A 17725-nucleotide genomic window follows, 5' to 3' on the forward strand; every position below is an offset into this window, starting at 1 on the left:
TTATGGCCCTTGGCGTTGCTCAATCTCGCAAAGGGTCTCCCAAAGAAACCTTGGGATCTATGCAGCCTATTTGGTTGGATTCTCGCGAAGGTCTGTGATGCGCAGAAAGCAGACTTTGCAAAGTCGGACGGACGGCCCAAACCGGCCGTTCAACTTCGGTGGATCGAATGACCGCTGTCAATTTTCAACAGTGTTCCGGCTCAGCCTTTATCTTGAAGTCCGAACTTCTTGGCCAACTGACGCGATACGTGGTTGCAACTTGTACACTTTTGAAGTGTGTTTGCCATAATTCGCCATTCATTGGGGCCGCAGACTAAGTGTTTGATCAATCGTTTTCACCTAAGAACCTAAGTAGAATTACAGAAATCGAAAACCGGCGAGGTTCGAACAAGAGTCTCGAATTCTTTCCTTCTGTTCTGGTTGCCACCGAAGAGCTAAAAGATTGCATAAGGGCGACCAAACACTTCCGAGCCACTCACAAACACAAGTATTCGGCAGCCGACCAAGCGATTTTTGACGCACTCAAGGAAGATCGTGAAAATGCTAGGAAAGCAAGGGATCAAGAGTTGCTTTCCTGTTTGGCGAACATCTCGGATGAAATATCAAAGAAGAGCTTTAGGATAAGCATACGCAGGGTGGGAGGCCCCAATGGAAAGCCTGTCTATGTTGTTCCTGAAACACCCGTGGACTCCTATGCGCAGAGCTACTACGCGATCAAACAAATCGCCAATAACATCTCCAGAATCTACAAAGTAAGGCAAGCGAATAGAAATCAAATTGTAACGCAACTGAGCGACTGCCTGAGTGACGGATTTCCGTATCACGTGGTCAAATTGGATGTGCAAGAGTTCTACGAGTCGGTCGACCACTCTATTTTGCTTTCCAAGCTGAGATCTGATCAACTCTTAAGCGCGACGACAATGCGTCTGATCGAACGCCTTCTATGGGACTATGCTTCGGCTGCAGGAACCGCAGCACGGGGTTTGCCGCGCGGCGTAGGTCTTAGTGCAATCTTGTCAGAGCTGTACATGCGAGATTTCGATGATCGGATATCGTCGCTTGAGGACGTCGCTTTTTTTGCTCGTTACGTTGATGACATCATCGTGCTTTTTGCCCCTACGAAAGGTTCCACTACCAACGACTACCGAAAGAAAGTTGTCGAAGAACTTAGGCGCAAGAGGCTCCTCGTTAATGCGAGCAAGTCTACAGAAGCTCCTCCGGCTACTGAGCTGACGTACCTAGGCTACAAGTTCCGTTGCGTGCGGAGTACTTCGTGTACGGTTCTGATGAGCGACGCAAAGTTTCAGAAATACAAGAAAAGGCTCGACGCGTGTTTCACGAGATACAATCGACAACGGGCGAAGAAGTCTAAGAAAGCATACAGGTTGCTCGTCAAACGTGTGCAGTACCTCACTGGAAACACGCAGCTAACGCACAGCAAGCAAAACGCGTTTGTGGGTATCTACTTTAGCAATCCACACCTGACCGATTTGTCTCAGCTTCAAAGACTAGACGATGCACTGGCTACGCACATTGGCAAGCTAGCACACAGCGCAAGTCTAAGGACCAAGCTTCAGGCGTACTCATTTCAAACTGGATATTCTGAAAGAACATTCCGTCGGTTCCACCGGTTGCGTGAATTTGAAGAGATAACAAAGGCTTGGAAGTATGGTCAGTAAACGCTCGATCCCGGCAAACTTTAGCTACCACAGACCGATACTCTCTGACGTTCATCCCTTCGAAGTCCCGCCGACTTTCAGCAACGGAGGTTTCTTTGACTTTGTTACCAAGCACGATGTGAGACTCGAGCAAAGAGGTCGAGATACCTATGTTGTTTGGGAGTGTCCGGATGCTGGATTGGATGAGGTCATTCAATTATTGTTCGGAACCTGCCGAAAGCACCCGCTGACTTCACCACCACCGAAAAAAGACCGAAAAACTATTGAGAACCCTACGCAAAGCAATCTTCTCCGAGACGGCAAAACGATATCCAAAAGAGAATGGAAGCTTTCGGAGTATGCTATGCGAACAAAACCCTATGGTTTTGATATTGCACACAAAGAGCGCGAGTTCCGCAGGCTGTCTGTAATTCACCCGAGAAATCAACTGGCTGTCGCTCATTTCTATAATCGGAACAGTGCCAACATAGTCTACCATGCTGGCCTAAGTGAGTTTTCGATTAGGCATCCAGCGTCGGTGGCAAAGACAGTGAAGTTTTCTGATCGTTTGTTTTATGAGCGTCGATCAAGAATCGCCGACTCAGTTGAACAAAATTCAAAAGAATACGAAAATCTTGGCTCGTTCTTCTCCTACAGAAGCTACAGCAACATTTTTAAGTTCTTCGAGCACTATAAGTATCATAACGCGGAAAAGAAGTTCGACCTCCTGCTTCGGCTAGACGTCTCAAAATGCTTCGATAGCATCTACACACATTCATTACCTTGGAGCACTTTGGGAACCGCAGCGGCTAAAGACTTTCTGGATAAATCGAGAAACACCTTTGGCGGTAGATTTGATCGACTTATGCAGGAAATGAACCAAGGCGAGACCAACGGTATAGTTATTGGCCCTGAGTTCTCCAGAATATTTGCTGAGATTATTTTGCAGTACGCTGACAGGAACTTTCAGCGGTCAATGTTCGAAGTGCATGGTTACCGTCATCGAGACCATTATCAAGCTTTCAGGTATGTGGACGACTACTTCATTTTCTGCACATCTCAAGTGGACTTGAGTCACGTCGAAAGGCAGCTCGGGATCGCACTGAAAGAGTTGAAGCTTGGCGTCAACGCGTCGAAATCTACGGTCATACAAAAACCGATTATCACGAAGCTCACGATTGCAAAGAACCGTGTTCGTTCAGTGCTTGGAGAGTGTATCGAAATCTATGAAAAGGAGGTAGATGACCCAAGCGGGTCTGGAGCGAAGGTGAAGAAATTCACCCCAAGAGTTCGTTCCAATAACCTGATCGTTGGCTTCAAGAGTATCCTTCAGGAGACCGGCGTCGAGTACAAGGATATCCTAAACTACTCCTTTGCAGCACTTGAGAGAAACACTTCAAAAATCTTCCTTAGAAACGAACACACACAGAAACCTCTGAGGGACGAGCGAAAACTGACTCAAGCCCTCATTGGAATATTGGAGTTTTCGTTCTTTGTTTACGCTGCCGATCCAAGAGCAAACATTTCGATCCGCCTCGCTCGATTGATCTCCATAGTGGTCGATCAAATGCACGAAGCTGGTATTGGACGAGATAGTAAACACCAGGTGTTCAAGTACATCTTTGACAATGTTGCGCGGCAGCTACGGCGAACTTCAACGACAGGGCAGCCCAACATAGAGGTGATGTACTTAATTTTAGCTTTGAGAAAACTCGGGAGGGAGTATCTCGTGTCTGAAGAAGCGCTGGCTGAATACTTTGGAATGGACGACAGCGGTCAAGGCAAAAGTTACAAGGCGAGTTCTGAGATTGACTACTTCGCGGTGACTGTTGGTTTGAGCTACGCGACCGGAAAACGGAGGTATTCGAGATTTCGTCAAGCCTTAGAAGAGGCGCTTGTAGCCAGAGTCAAGAGCCGGGCGGCCTATGTTCACAACGAGGCGGAACCCTTGATGGCGTATCTTGATATTGCGTGCTGTCCATTCGTTTCGGCTCGAACCAAATATCGACTTGCACGGGTTTATGGGCATTCAGTCACGGACTTCCGCGCCATCAAATCAGCTTCGCCATTTTGGTTCACGGACTGGAAGGGTTTTGACTTGTCTATCGCGCTGGACAAGAAACGCACACGAGAAGTATACTGATGGCAGAGCTTCGCCTAAACTAAATTGCCCGCCTTTCAGGCTATGCGGCACACACACAAGCTCCAAGATCAGGCAGCCTATAAACGGCAACTGATCACGCTGGCGGGGGGGCGGACCGCCGGCTTATCCTCCTTAAGTTTATCCTGCAGCGAAAGTCCGGTTCCCGCCTGACCTGCGGATCGGCAATGACCGCTTCGGCCCGCTACTCGACAAACGAAAGAACCGCAGAGGATGTATTTAGCGATCAACATCGGCGTTGACCCTGCGCGCCGGTTTGTAGGCCACAGATCTAAATTCGCTGGACAGAGTCAGAGCTGCTGGTGACTGTAGGATCCACGTTCAGCGGTGGAGATATTCTGTGGAACATATTGCACAAATGAACATGGGGTACTTGCTGCACCCTCTGGGAGATCCCCGTGTTGCAGGGTTCGAGGACAACTCGGATCGTCTGAACGCTGTCGCAGATCGATCCAAAGGTTTTATCTGGCGCCTTCAAGGAGTGGGCTACGATCTCCCGGAGAACGACACGGGTGCATTGTTTGGTCGGCCACACGTCGCACTGGCGACACTATCGACTTGGCAGAGCTTTGAAGACTTGAAGCATTTTGTTCATATGACCGTCCACGGTCAATTTCTTGATCGACGGGCGGAGTGGTTTGAACATGTTGACGACCCTAGCTACGTCATCTGGCCGATCCAGGCTGGCCATATTCCGAGCCTGACAGAAGGAAAGGAAAGACTTGTTCGGTTGAGAACAGATGGGCCAAGTCCGGAGGCTTATGACTTTGCAACTGGTAGATATATGTTTGCTAGAAAAGCAGCTCAGAGACTACAAAGCTAACAAAACTATACTTTGGTGCTTTTGCTTAATCCTGAACCACCAAGTCTTCAAAACGCTTGGCTCCAGCTTCCGGTAATGTCGCAAAACGAATTCCATCAAGACCAATTTCATCTCTTAGTTTTGCCAGCTGCTTCAGGTCGTAGCCGGAGTCTTGAGGAACGACCAACAGAGCCTCGGGTACAAGCCTCCTAAGGAGCCACAGGTAGCCAAGCGTGTTTATTGCGAACTGCCTTTCTACTCTTGTCCTGTGCGCGTTTATTTCGACCGCTACTTTGGGTTTCCCGTCAACTTCGATGACGTAGTCAGGATACAATGAACCCAGGCTTCTTCCGTCTTTTAGCTCGGCATTGTCGGACCCGAACATCTTGGGTCCGTATTGCCTGAGGAAAGAGAAAACAGTTTGATCAAAAATTTGCGCGCGTTGAGGAGAGGATAGTTTTGAAAGATTTGTATCCGAGTGCTTTTCTGCTCGCTCCTGTCGGAGTCGGTCGAACTCGGCCTTTAGCTCGACTTGTCTCATTTGTCCGCCGAAGACCTGGGGCGCTAGTCTTTCAGCAGTGGTCGGATCCAGTTCTTCTATTTTCATCAAAAACATGACTAGGGTCATACCCAACCAAGCTGGTCTATCTTTTTCTACGTCAGGAAATCTCTTTTTTAACCACTTGTATGCTTCGAGCGGGTTTCTCAGGGTATGAGCACGCTTCCCTCTTAATTCCGCCACCATATTCAGAACTTCCGAAGATGTGCGAAGGTCATATTTTATTGGGTTTTCGACCGCTTCTGCTAGGGCCTCACCAAAATCTATCCAATTATCTTTTTTTGCCACGTCTTCGAGGCCGTTGCTTTTTCGCATCGGTTAGTTCACCATTATTGTACAACGTCAACAATTATTTGCAAAAGACGACGCTGATATTGTAGGGAATACCCTATGAAAATCGACAGTAGAGCAGAAATCCCTGCGCGCCAAGCTTGGCGAAGGGGGCAAAAAAAGAAGTCGCATTTCTTGTCCACAAGAAAAGCAAAAGGCGTGATCCAGACTGAAAGTGGGTTGGAGGCAAGTTTTGCCTTTGGCTGTGACCTGCATCCGAAGGTTAAGGCCATCCGGCCGCAACCCTGCACATTCGATCTGAAATCAGGTCGTGTTTATCGAACAAAAGCGGAGCTCATCACCAAGTTCAAGGGAACGGGATACAAGCCAAAACCCTACACTCCTGATTTTGAAGTCATTTGTTTTGATGGTCGGAGGCTCTTCGTGGAAGTGCGGCACTCTAGATTGTTGAAGCACAATGAGAGCACATTGCTACTGCCAAATATCTTTAGAAGCCTCGGTTTAGAGCTTTTGATCGTCACCGATCAATTTCTTGCCAGAGATTTGGTGCACAATATCCGATCTCTACATCCCTACATTCAGAGGTCTCCGACTGACGAGTTCCTTCGCAACCTGTCTTCACTTGAACCCGAAACATTCCGGCTGGAATTTCTTCTGAAAGAACTGGGCTGTAGCCAGATCGACGTACTAAGCTCAATCGTATTGGGCCACATCTCAGTTGATCTTAGAGCAGGCATGCTCCGACCCAAATCTGTCGGACGGCTAGCCCATGGCGAAAAGTCTCATCTCGAGATCTTTCCACTATGACGCAGCGAGGCCCCAACTATGTCGGATGGAATGTTCTCATCGGAACAGAGGCTTTCGTGGTCAAGGAGGTTGATCATTACCGAGACCACGTTTTGCTTCAGGATGAAGAGGGGACATACAAAGAGATTACCAACGAAGAGTTCAGGACGCTCTATTCTCTCGGTGTGGTAAACAGCCCGCATGTTCGAAGTACGACTTCCAAAAGACTGGGTACACCAGAGGAGAACAACGAAACGTATTTTCGAGAACTGATCCTTGTCAGAGTAACTGAACTACAAAGGCAAGGATACTCGTGGGTTAAGATTAGAAACAAATTGGCAGGTGAGTTCGGTGCGCATCCGCTTCACTTAAATCGGAAGAAACCTTTTCCGACTGTAAGGACCATTCAGAATTGGCGCACGCAGTACCTACTTTCAGGAAAAGCAGGTCTACGATCCAAGACAAGTAATTCCGGCAATCGTACTCCGAGGTATAACGCGGAGTTCCGGGAGGTCGTTTTGGATCTTTTGGAAGAACATTTTCTTAACAACGACCTAAAAACTATCACTTGGATTGCCCGGCAAGCCAAGCGGCTGTACCTAAGGCAATGCAAATCCGAGGGCAAGGTGCCCGGCCCCTGCGGAAGAAAGTGCGTTGAAGCAATTGTTTACAGCCTGCCACATGCCGGGCTTCTAAAACGGCGACTGGGGGACGAAGAGGCAAACAGGCGCTATCTTATGGCGCTGGAGTACCAAAGAGTATCAACCCCGCTCGAAAGAGTAGAACTGGATTGCACCACGCTCGATGTTTGGTGCGTCGATGATGACGGAACCCCAATTGGTCGCCCCCACATTTGCGTAGCAATCGACTGCGCAACCGGTGTTATTCTTGGGATGCAACTCAGCTGGAGCCGTCCCGACACTGCATTGGTTTCTCGAACTGTAAAGGAAATCTTGGAGCCCAAAACACCAGCATTTTTCATGATGCACGGTATCGAGAACGATTTTCAGACATTTGGGACGCCTCAGCTGTTGATTACAGACCAGGGCACCGAAAACAGCGGTGACGTCTTCCATACGATCATCGATTGTTCGAGCCTGGAATGGCGCAAGATGATCCCAGGTCGACCGGATAAAAAACCGTTCATCGAACGTTTCTTCTTAGAGCTGAGCCGGTTTGTCACTCAATTCCCTGGTGCTTCGCAAACGTCCCTGATTGGCCCGAGAGATCGGACGGACAAGGCACAAAAAGAGGCCCGCCTGACTTTGCAAGAGATTGAAACGCGGCTGCAAAGATGGCGCTACGATGTGTACTTACGCATGCCCAGGCGGCGCGTACAACACGTGCTCCGAAGACTGGAATCTCCGATGCAATCTTGGCGTAGGACTTCCAAAGACTGTTTTGTACCAATGCCCCCAGATCCCCACGAACTGAGAGAGATGTTTATGGTTCAGGCTGCGACGAGAACTGTGCAACGGTACGGTATCTCCTACGGCGGAGTGACATACCATAGCGCTGAACTCGCCAACTACTTGAAAATGGTCGGTGTACCCACGACGGTCGATATCCGCGTTGACCCGAATGACATTCGAGAAATTGCGGTTTTGGATCGCCTGAATAATGAGCATTTCTTCGTGCCCGCAAAGTATGAAGAGTGCCCGGCTCTATCCTTCGATGAGTTGGCGAGGCTGCGAAAGCAAACCTTCACCCCGGAAGACGAAGAGCTTCAAGAAAAGGCGCTGATCGCTGCGATGGCTCTGCACCTTTACGAAGAAGAACCAAAGGCAAGGACAAAGACCGCAAAGTCTCGGGAGAAGGCCGCCAAAGAGGAGCGAAGACAGGAAATCTTCGCCCAATCCAAGAAAGTCATGGATAAGCACGGGCACTCAGAGCCCGCGTACAGGGCGGAGAAGCCTGAGTTTGATCTGCCCGGCAAACTGCCAAGTTTTGTCTCTAAAGGAGGGTGCCCGCAATGACAGAGCGAGTGTTTGAAGTTCTCAACCGGACAATTGAACATCCAAGCTATGTGGTTGCCAAAGACCAATTGGTTGAAGCCGTCTCCATCTCTCGCAAGTTAAACGGCGCCGCAATTTTCTTGTCCGGGCCTACACGTTGCGGAAAGACGCAACTCTTGAATGACGTTCAAGTTGAACTCGGCAAACCACCAGATCTCAGTAGCGACTTGCTTGAGTATTCTGGTTTGGGCGGAGCGAGTGATTTTGTCATCGGAAGTATTCCGACCAAACCAAATAGTAAGACACTGCTTACAGCGATGCTGGAAGCCGTCGGCGTTAAAGCGGGACCAAACCAAAGCGCACATGATCTACAGGCCCGTTTGTGTTTCGCAGTGCGTGAAAAAGGTATTCGCACAATCGCGTTGGATGAATGTAGCCACTGCGCCGAACGAGGTGCTCATCTGTCAAAACGTGGCGCCACCGACCATTTCAAATGGCTAATCGATCAAACAGGGGTCACGTTGATCCTCGCCGGGTTGCCTAAGTTTCAGGTGCTCATTGATGAAAACGAGCAATTGAGGGATAGAACGCTGTCGACCATCGAGCTGTTTCCGTATGCTTGGTCGAATGGCGCCGATGCTACAAGCTTTGCCGCAGCGTTCTCTGAAGCTCTATGCAACATGCAAGCCGCCGGTGGCCAGTTTGACTTTGATTTCGAAGAACTGGTGGTCAGATTGTACGGCGTAACTGGAGGTCGCGTTGGAATGCTTGTGCGCATCCTCCAAGTGGCCGCGCTCAAGATGAAGTCGAAGACGCTGACATCCAAGATTATCTCGGACAGCGCAATTCAGTTGACGCAAAAGAGCCTAAACGCTGGCTACTTTTTTGGGAAGGAAGCACCTCAGAAAATCGACCTTGTTCGATCCTACATCCATGTCATGCAGGACGCTGGCTTGGATGTGACCCCAGAGTCACTCATTGACCTTGAAGCGTTAGAGGCCGCATGACATCGAGACGCTCTGACTTTCTGAGACCAAAAAATTCAGAAAGCCTGTTGGGCTATATTAGGCGTTTAGGGCGAGCAAAAGCACACTACTTCACGTCGGATTTCTTGGCAGAACTTGGCAATCGATACGGGCGTCAGTTGGTTGATGATATCGCCGCAATTGAAGAGGAGTTGAGGGTCCCGCCCGGGACACTTGAACGTCTCGCACCTAGCTCGCCACCGAAAGAGCCTAATAGAGACTGGCAATACGAACGTCTTCACTCTGACCCAGTTTGCCCACAATGCCTCGCGGAAAAGAAACCATATCAAGCGCTATGGCGGCACTCCCTTGTAACTGCGTGTCATGAACATCGATTGAGGCTGGTTGATGTTTGTCCAAACTGTTCGGAGAGATTGACACCAAAGGTAGGTGGCTATCGTTTGTGCAGTTGTGGGTTTGCCCTTGATAAACTGCCGCAATACCAAGCTTCAGAACACGAATGCGATATTGCATCCGCAATCTCAGGCACCGCGTCATTGGTCCCAAATGCCGAAACCGGAACCACCCCCCCGAGCAACATCGGAAAGTTCGTTCATTTCCTAGCTTCTGGGTTTCAGGCTAGCCGTACTGGAAAGTCCGGAAAAACGAAAATTCCGAAGACCGTTGAAGATGCCGTTCGATTAATGGCACCGGTCGAGCACCTTTTGGCAAATTGGCCGCATGGTTTCGAAGACTATGTGAAGAAGAAGCTGCATGAAGGTGATCCCGATGCCACCTCCGCTCCGGAGCGGCTTGGCAACTGGTATCAGCGCCTAATGCGGTTTCGGGAACCCGAATACGATGTGTTTAAAGATGCAGTGGCTCGTGTGATAGAGCGAGAATTCAGCGGCTTCCATCCGGGTCATTTGGCGTCTACTTCATCGAGAGAGTGGTTGCCCGCAACGGAAGCGGCGCGACAACTCGGAATTTCTGCACAGCGTCTCGTTGCGGCAGTCCAGAAAAAAGAGATCGCTGGTAAGATCAGTCAACGCGGATTTGGACATAATCAAACAGTCATTCCCAAGTTCGAAGTTCTCAACATTGCAGCAGATCGTCGGCGCTTCTGGAGCGCCGCAGAAACATGTGACTATTTGGGAGTTGGACGTACACAATTCCAATTTCTCAAAGAACTTGGTGTGGTCGGCGAAGTCCCAGTTTCAGATCGGCCGCCGCTCGTGGATGGCCGGTTCCACTCGAGTTCCGTGGAGGATCTTGTCCTTAAGATTAGGGCATCGGCCACCGACATGACGGGAGAGGCAGTTTTGTTCAAAGAGCTTACGCTTAAACGTACAACTGACAGGGCGGCGCTCAAGAAGCTCATTCATCTTATCTGTGATGGTTCTGTTACCGGTGCATTGGACGATCAGGATGTCAAACTTGGTGATTTCAGGTTCCAGAAATCTGCTGTTGAAGAACTTCTCAGATCAGGACGGCACTCGTTGGACTGGACTGCAAATGATGTCGCGAAGTTAACGGGCTGGAAGGCCCAGGCTGTAACTCACTGGTGCAAGCTGGGCCTACTCGGATCTCGCACCGTTCCGCATGGCACAAGCGAGTCTTTCTTGGTCAAACCGCAGCAGCTTGTGATCTTTCAGAGCGAGTACATGCCCGTAGCGACACTGGCTAGGTCAAGAGGAACAACGTCCCGAAAGCTCCTGTCTGATTTTGAGAGCAAAGGGATTGAGACCCATGGTGCGCAAATTGAAGGTAAGACGACGCGAGGGCACTTAGTAAAACTAAGTGACCTGGCTTCGCTGCTGTCTGAGGCCGCCTAGTGCTCGCCTGCTCCATCCGAAAAGAACACCACTGAAATGCGCTGTCCAATTGCGGGTTCGTGGTCGCGTGAAATATGTTCAGCTTCTTCGATGACCCGGACCATCTTCTCATGGATCTCTGCGGACGCCTGATGATCGCTTTCGAGCTTTTCCAGGATAACCTGAAGCGCGATGTACCCCTTGGGAAGACCCTCATAGGCGAAGCTGTCACGCACTTCGTGTTTCGCTTTTTCCCAGAAGGGATCAAGCTCACGGCTCCACGCCTCACACACCATTTCCACGGCAGGCAGTGCCATATGGCCAAACAATTCTTGATCACTGAGTTCGACACCACCTTTGCGTCCCATGAACTCGGCGCAGGCTTTCATGAGGCTCTCAACGCGAGCGGGGCGCAAGTCCCACTCGGTCAGCTTGCCAATCTGCTCTGAAATCGTCTCTAGTGCTTCAGAGAGATCTTCCAGTGACATGTGGACGTGCTCCATGCCAAGGCTTCTGGTCCGTTCGTATGCAGTCTCCAGAGATTGGACGCAGGCCAGCTGGTCGCGTTCCAATATCAGGCCTGGCGCGGTATCCTTAAGAAGCAGCAGGCGAGGCGGAAAGAAGCTATTGCTCTTGCTAAGTCCTTTGAGATGTAGCGCCGTGAATTTCTCACGGGCCGATAGGAGCGCCAACTCCGCGCCCCAGGTTCCCTGGATTTTGGCTTTGTCGATGAGTTTGTAGCGGTCTTCGGGGATTGTTTGCTTGGTGCGTTCCAGAACGTCGTGAAAGTTGTTGTCGCGAAGCTGCCTTGGGGATCGCAGATACTCAACAACACTTGCAAGGATCACTTCTGCGTCTTCCGTACTTTCTTCCAGGACAGCATCGATTAACGCTTCCCCAGCCAATGTCTTATAGTTCTGTATGCGCTGGGCGATTTTTTCGTCAGATGCAAACTGACCTACTGGCACATCAACAAGGTGGTAATTGACGACCCCGAACTCACTATCGATCCTGTCGATCCTACCCAGACCTTGGATGAGCTCTTTCAGGTTTGAGGTCAGACCAAGCAACACCAGCGTGTCTGACGACTGAAGGTTGATGCCTTCAGCCATCTTGTAAGTCAGAAAAACCGATGCGGATCCTTTTGGTTCGTTCTTTCCTCCAGGTCGGAAGTACGACTCCACGGACTTGCCCTGTTTGATACGCTTGAAACTGTCGGGGCCATCTCCAAAGATCGCCTTCACGGCGCGATCTTCACCCTTGGTTTGGTTTCCCACGACATAGTTGGTGTGGTGGCCTCTGCGCGAAAGCGCTTCTGCAAAAATCTCGAGTGTGTCCGTCCGTTCTGCGAGAAAGACGACCCTGTCTTTTTCATTTTGTATTCTCAGGCACGCCTCATACCGCTTCTCATCAAGCTCCTTGAGAACACTGAGACCCAGTTTTTGGTTTAGAGCGTCGCATTTCTTTGTGGGTTCAGGCGCTTCTATTCCCAGTGCTGCGAACATGTCGGACTGGTCGCGGTGGGATACCTTTTTCTTCGATTTTCCACCACGCTCGAAGTCGCGAAGCGATTTGCCAATAGCTCCTTGAGACATCTCCCAATGGGCTTGGGCGGCACTCACGCGCAGAATGTTCAAAAGGTTTCGGATATGGAGCTGATCCTGCGTGCTTTGTTGCGTGCTGACGTGTCCGAAGCGGCTTTTCTCGACTGCGGTCACCCTACCGCCAGGCGCAAGTTCTTTGCAGAGAGCAACAATCTCATCCAGGCGCGTTTGCTGAGGCTTTGTCACCTTAAGTTTCTTCGGGCGCCCGTGGTTTTCTAGTCTTGGATAACTGTGCTTGGTCGGATCTTCGTCCTCGCCAATGCATTTCCGTTGTCTGCGTGTCAAAAACGGCGAAACCAACTGAGCGAGTGCGTTGCGAGCCTCTCGCGTGAGCGTCGTGTCAGGCTCCGATAGGACGGCCAGTTGCGCATCCTGGTTGAAGATATCCTTAGGAACTTGGGTTTCGCGCTCGAACAACTCGCCCATGGCCTGAATGAAAGTCGGCGTCATGAAAATGGACGCGCGTTTCTCCTGCATATGGGTCAACCAATCGACATCGCGGTTCCCAAGTAGGGTTGCGGACAGGCAAACATTCCAGCTCGGCGGGGCAAGCTCAATAGCGGATGCCATTTGAGATGCCTGCTCAAAGCCCGGTGTAACAGTATGGCTCTCATCAATGATCAGAATGCCATATTGTTCGAGCCTGAGCCCGGGTTCCTTGTCATCCCCAGCGCCTCGCAGGTTCTGTTTTGCCAACTTGGTATTCGGCTTCGCGTCCAGAGATGGAGTTGAGTATTTTTCCCAACTTGGGATGACCTTAGGGGGTGCAATCACCACCGCATTATTGCGTGCGACACCATGCACCGGAGAGCTGGGCACGACCTTTGAGTAGGTCTTCGTCAAAGCTTCTCCCAAGTGACATCCGATCTCGGTTTTGCCCGAGCCGGTTGGCGCTTCTACGAAAGCGATACCATGGTCATAGACGATGGAACACGCCTCATAGGTCAGGTCCTGTTGATACCCAAACAGGGTATGACCCGTGATCTCTTTTCGATCACCGGTGAGCCAGGGTTCAAACCCCTTTTGCTCCGAGATCGTACGCGCCATCGCGTCTTCGGCGGTCACCGGTTTGATAAGCTTTTCTAGTATCTCCAGCGCTTCGGTATTCCAATCGACAGATACATCCCAAGCCTGCTCAGCTGCTTCTGTGCGTTCGACCTGAAGTTCATGAGTGCCCGCATCCAGGTCATCGGCGTACTCGATGTTTCTGTAGAGCCCTGAGTAGGAAAAGTTTGCGGATCCGGCGACGGCACCTTTTGGCGAGCTGACGATTTTTGAGTGTAGCCGCCGATCCCCAGATATCCCCAACTTGCGTTTTGCGAGTTCCGGATCGAAGACACGCAAATCTATTTTCCCGGTTTTGATGGCGTGTTTTGCTAGCACCGCGATAAGATCGTGGTCCTCTTCCACTTGAAGCCCGGAGCGCTCCAGCCAGTAGAGTTTCATTTCTTCGGTGACTGGTGTGGGGTTGGTCAGCCTTTTGGTATTCGCTGTGTCGATCCCGAACGATATCCGTATCCGGATATCGCTGTCGTTTTCCAGAACCCGCAGTTCGGGCAATTCTTTCATCAAAATCGACAGCGAAGACAAGAAATCCTGATACCCGGTGACAATCAGACAATCCCCGGAGGTGATATGGGGTCGATAAAGATTGATGACGGGCCGGTCGATATTGGTGCCGACCTTCGCAACCGGTTCGGCATCAAGCTCGCTTGCGGACTTTTGATTTGCTTCGGTGAGCTGCTGTGGCTTGGAACGCAGCCAATCAGGGAGTGAAAACAATGAACAAGACTTAGTTTTAGGACGCTTAGTCTAATAGTGATACTGCGGGCATCGTCCTTCAAGACATCACCGGAAGAAACATTCGTTTTCCTGAAACTGTCGAAAACGCGCACCGGTTTTGTGGCAGAAAGCCGGGAGTTCGAGATTTAACATAAGTCGCAATTATACAGCGTTTGCAGTCTCGCGATCCGAAGCGGCAATTCGTTCAGAAAGCGACACATGTTCGGATTGAGCCCATTCCTAAAGAGTGCTGCATCATAGCCTATAGGCAGCAATATCGTTGACTCTGCGCTCTTGGGTGCCTTATCGCTGACCTCATGGTGAAATCGTTCTTCGCATCGCAGGACTATTATCCTCAGCTTCGATAGCTGCGGGCAATTTATCATTGGTTTTCCGCTGCCCCTGACAGCGGTCAACATGCAAACGACCTTGTGCCGGGCGGCAAATTCAAAGGTCGCAAAATGAACAACAACAGCAGTAGTCAAAATACGTCGCTAGGCATCGTGGGGTTTGGTGCGTTCGGACAACTTGCAGCACTTCATCTCGGACAGCACTTCGAGATATCGGCCTACGATCCGTCGCCGGACCTTGCCAAGATCGCAAAGAAACTCGGCGTGCGTCTATCATCCTTGCACTCAGTATCGCAGGCTGATGTGATCCTCATTGCGGCACCAGTGTCCTCTTTCGAGCCGGTTGTCAGAGAGATCGCGGTTGCTTGTAAACCCGGCGCGCTGATTGTCGATGTTGGCTCAGTTAAAGTAATTCCCGCAGAAATCATGCGGCGGCTGATGCCGAACCATGTAGACATCGTCGCAACCCACCCCTTGTTTGGTCCTCAAAGTGCCGCGACAGGTATTGAGGGTCTAAAGATCGCGGTCTGCCCCATTCAGGGAAACCGGCATACAAGGCTGGCTGCGTTTTTACGCAAAGCGCTCGGACTGACCGTCATAATGACAACACCAGAAGATCACGACCAAGAAGCAGCAGTTGTCCAGGGACTCACGCACCTCATTGCCAAAGTGCTACTGAGAATGGGACCGCTGCCAACGCGCATGACAACGAAAAGCTTTGACTTGTTATCTGAAGCGATTTCCATGGTTCAACACGATGCGCCTGAAGTATTCGAAGCGATTGAGAAGGCCAATCCTTACGCCGAGACCGTGCGACGACAGTTTTTCGATTTGGCCGCAAGTTTGAGTGTCGAGCTGGATACAGCATCGACGACGCTACCGCACACCGAAAACGGAAATTGATGGAGCAGCATCGAAGGGCAGGTTTGTCCGCGTCTTATCAGTTCATGCCGCGTGCAGCGAACGTCGATCCTTATCAGACCGGCCCTTGGCGCAGATCGCGGCGAAGGTGCCAGGAGAGTCCGAAAGGGCTCAATGCTGCGCGTTCAACGCAGGTAAGCTTGACAAGGCAAAGCGCCAAACACTTGCCGGACGAAATTTGAACATAGGCGCGAAGCCATACTCATGCTATTTTTAGGATGGATTTGTGGGACGGGAAGCTGTTGGATCGCCAGCACTCAAAAGAGATTGACCGTGTCTTAAGCGGGTTCGATACGGGGCGCGACCGACTTGTCGCGGATAGCTGGCAGCGCTGTGTTGAAACCTACGGTATGGATCCTTCACGACAGGAACCCGCGCACATCCTGCCTGACACCAAATTCCGAGAACACCTAGAACAATCCGAACGTCTGATCGCGACCGCGCGCTCGGGACTTCAATCGCTGTTTGCGCAGGTGGCAGGGCAGAACTACGTGCTGCTGCTTGCGGATGCAGATGGCGTCTGCGTCGATTTCTTTGGCGACCAGAACTTCGAGGACGAACTCAGAACTGCGGGTCTTCATCTGGGGTTCAAGTGGACGGAAGAGTTGGCAGGAACCAACGGAGTGGGGTCGTGTATCGTTACGGGTCAGCCGGTGACTATCCATCAGGGAGATCATTTTTCGATCACGCATACGCCGCTGTCTTGCACGGCAGCGCCTATTTTTGACACCAAAGGTGCTCTTGCGGCTGTTCTGGATGTGTCATTGTTGCGAGGACCCTCGCCAAAGGCCTCGCAGAATCTGGCCATGACATTGGTGACGAATTCCGCCCGTCGCGTCGAGATGGCAAACCTGATGGCATCAACCCGGCGCGATTGGGTCCTGCGCTTTTCAGCCAGCCCCGAATTTCTTGAGGTCGATCCCGAAGCGGCGGTTGCAGTGGACGGAGGCGGCAAGATTATCGGTATGACCTCGGGGGCCCGACGTGCGCTGGACCCGGACGGTTCGGGTCACCTGATAGGGTCGCAACTGCAGGACTGGCTTGAAATCAGTGTTGATGACATGCCCGAATTCATGCGCGGCAGACCGTCCGAAGACCGCGTTCTACACCTCAAGGATGGGCGCGCGCTCTATGGTCATGCCGTTGCTCCACAGACGCCGCAGATGACGGCAGCTTTGCGCAAACGGGAACTGGTTCTGCCTGGTGCCCTTGGCAGCTTTGCAGGGCCGGATGCGGGCCTTCAGCAACTTTTGAACAAAGCGGCCCGTCTTGCGCCGACCAATCTGCCGCTTTTGCTGACTGGCGAAAGCGGGACAGGCAAAACTAAACTGGCGCGCGCTATCCATATGGCCGATCCTGCGACACAGGATTTCCACACCGTGATCTGTTGCGACACTCCGACATTCAATTTCTGCCGTGCTATCGAACCCGGCACACTGTTTCTGCGCGGCGTTGAAGACCTGAGCGAGCCTGCGCAGGCCTCTCTTTTGGCAGTGCTTGAGCGGCGGGCTGATCTGCGGATCATCGCGTCATGTCGGCAACCCCCGGCAGGATTGCAGGGCGGTCTTCGTGAAGATCTTCTGCACCGGATTGCGGGGGCCACATTGTCTTTGCCGCCTTTGCGCCACCGTGCGGATCTGGATTGGCTGATTGATCGTCTGCTCCGACGGTTTGCCAGCCATGATATTCGCCTCTCGACCGCTGCCCGCGCCGACCTGAAATCACGATTGTGGCGCGGCAATATTCGTGAACTGGAACACCTGCTGCAAAGTTCGGTCGCCCTGTGTCAGGACAACATCATCGACTTAACGGATTTGCCCGCCCCGGCGCTCGCCCCTACGCAAAAGCAGGACTCAGATGATCTGGAAGCACTTCTGCGTGCTTGCGATTGGAATATGTCCCAACTGGCAAGGCGCCTTGGTGTGAACCGGTCGACGATCCTGCGCCGTATGCGAAAAGCCGGATTAAGACCGCCCGCTTAAACGCAAATGTACCTATGTTGCGCCCTTGTTGCGCGCGCAACAAGCAATGGCGTTTTTGGACCGCACTAAGTGTTGAGGCGCCAAATCCGCTTGCC

11 protein-coding genes and 1 pseudogene are annotated in these 17725 nt (G+C 51.4%); 10 read left to right on the forward strand and 2 right to left on the reverse strand.

Translation table 11 applies throughout. The features are described 5' to 3' along the window. Positions 1-317 precede the first annotated feature (317 nt). The 3 genes from drt3a (at position 318) to ACR0NF_RS07170 (ending at position 4642) form a co-directional block, all read left to right on the forward strand. Positions 318-1679 carry an antiviral reverse transcriptase Drt3a gene (gene drt3a, locus ACR0NF_RS07160; RefSeq protein ID WP_171208681.1) on the forward strand — a complete coding sequence of 454 codons (1362 nt, stop codon included), beginning with the start codon at positions 318-320 and terminating at the stop codon, positions 1677-1679. Further along, complete coding sequence (gene drt3b, locus ACR0NF_RS07165) at positions 1669-3801, forward strand: antiviral reverse transcriptase Drt3b (protein ID WP_171208680.1); 2133 nt, start codon at positions 1669-1671, stop codon at positions 3799-3801. Before drt3a ends, drt3b begins: the two co-directional genes overlap by 11 nt. Before the next feature lie 358 nt (positions 3802-4159). After that, entirely contained in the window at positions 4160-4642 is a 483-nt protein-coding gene (locus tag ACR0NF_RS07170) for a DUF3291 domain-containing protein (RefSeq protein WP_171208679.1), read from the forward strand. Between the two features lie 25 nt (positions 4643-4667). Here the strand turns inward: ACR0NF_RS07170 and ACR0NF_RS07175 are convergent, their stop codons facing one another. Further along, complete coding sequence (locus tag ACR0NF_RS07175) at positions 4668-5495, reverse strand: hypothetical protein (RefSeq protein WP_171208678.1); 828 nt, start codon at positions 5493-5495, stop codon at positions 4668-4670. 75 nt (positions 5496-5570) lie between these two features. Between ACR0NF_RS07175 and ACR0NF_RS07180 the strand changes: the two genes are divergently transcribed. The 5 genes and pseudogenes from ACR0NF_RS07180 (at position 5571) to ACR0NF_RS07200 (ending at position 11012) form a co-directional block, all read left to right on the forward strand. Further along, positions 5571-6278 (forward strand): hypothetical protein, encoded by a 708-nt coding sequence (locus tag ACR0NF_RS07180; RefSeq protein WP_171208677.1) that lies wholly within the window; start codon positions 5571-5573, stop codon positions 6276-6278. Positions 6279-6775: 497 nt separating this feature from the next. Next, entirely contained in the window at positions 6776-8233 is a 1458-nt protein-coding gene (locus ACR0NF_RS07185) for a Mu transposase C-terminal domain-containing protein (protein ID WP_171208676.1), read from the forward strand. Next, the gene (locus ACR0NF_RS07190) at positions 8230-9219 is read left to right on the forward strand and encodes a TniB family NTP-binding protein (RefSeq protein ID WP_171208675.1); all 990 of its coding nucleotides are present in this window, start codon (positions 8230-8232) and stop codon (positions 9217-9219) included. Before ACR0NF_RS07185 ends, ACR0NF_RS07190 begins: the two co-directional genes overlap by 4 nt. After that, positions 9216-9569: pseudogene (locus ACR0NF_RS07195) on the forward strand (TniQ family protein); the annotation flags it as partial. The gene ACR0NF_RS07190 and the pseudogene ACR0NF_RS07195, both read left to right, overlap by 4 nt. Positions 9570-9611: 42 nt before the next feature. Then, positions 9612-11012 (forward strand): hypothetical protein, encoded by a 1401-nt coding sequence (locus ACR0NF_RS07200; RefSeq protein ID WP_254430514.1) that lies wholly within the window; start codon positions 9612-9614, stop codon positions 11010-11012. Here ACR0NF_RS07200 and ACR0NF_RS07205 read toward each other — a convergent pair. After that, entirely contained in the window at positions 11009-14377 is a 3369-nt protein-coding gene (locus tag ACR0NF_RS07205; RefSeq protein WP_171208673.1) for a hypothetical protein, read from the reverse strand. The genes ACR0NF_RS07200 and ACR0NF_RS07205 overlap by 4 nt on opposite strands. Positions 14378-14808: 431 nt before the next feature. On the opposite strand from ACR0NF_RS07205, the gene ACR0NF_RS07210 reads away from it, so the two are divergent. Together ACR0NF_RS07210 and ACR0NF_RS07215 are read left to right on the forward strand one after the other, a co-directional pair. Next, entirely contained in the window at positions 14809-15630 is an 822-nt protein-coding gene (locus ACR0NF_RS07210; RefSeq protein WP_331252663.1) for a prephenate dehydrogenase, read from the forward strand. A 236-nt stretch (positions 15631-15866) separates the two neighbouring features. Continuing rightward, the gene (locus ACR0NF_RS07215) at positions 15867-17630 is read left to right on the forward strand and encodes a sigma-54-dependent Fis family transcriptional regulator (RefSeq protein WP_171208672.1); all 1764 of its coding nucleotides are present in this window, start codon (positions 15867-15869) and stop codon (positions 17628-17630) included. Positions 17631-17725 lie beyond the last annotated feature (95 nt).

The organism is Ruegeria sp. CF4 (genome assembly GCF_056537345.1).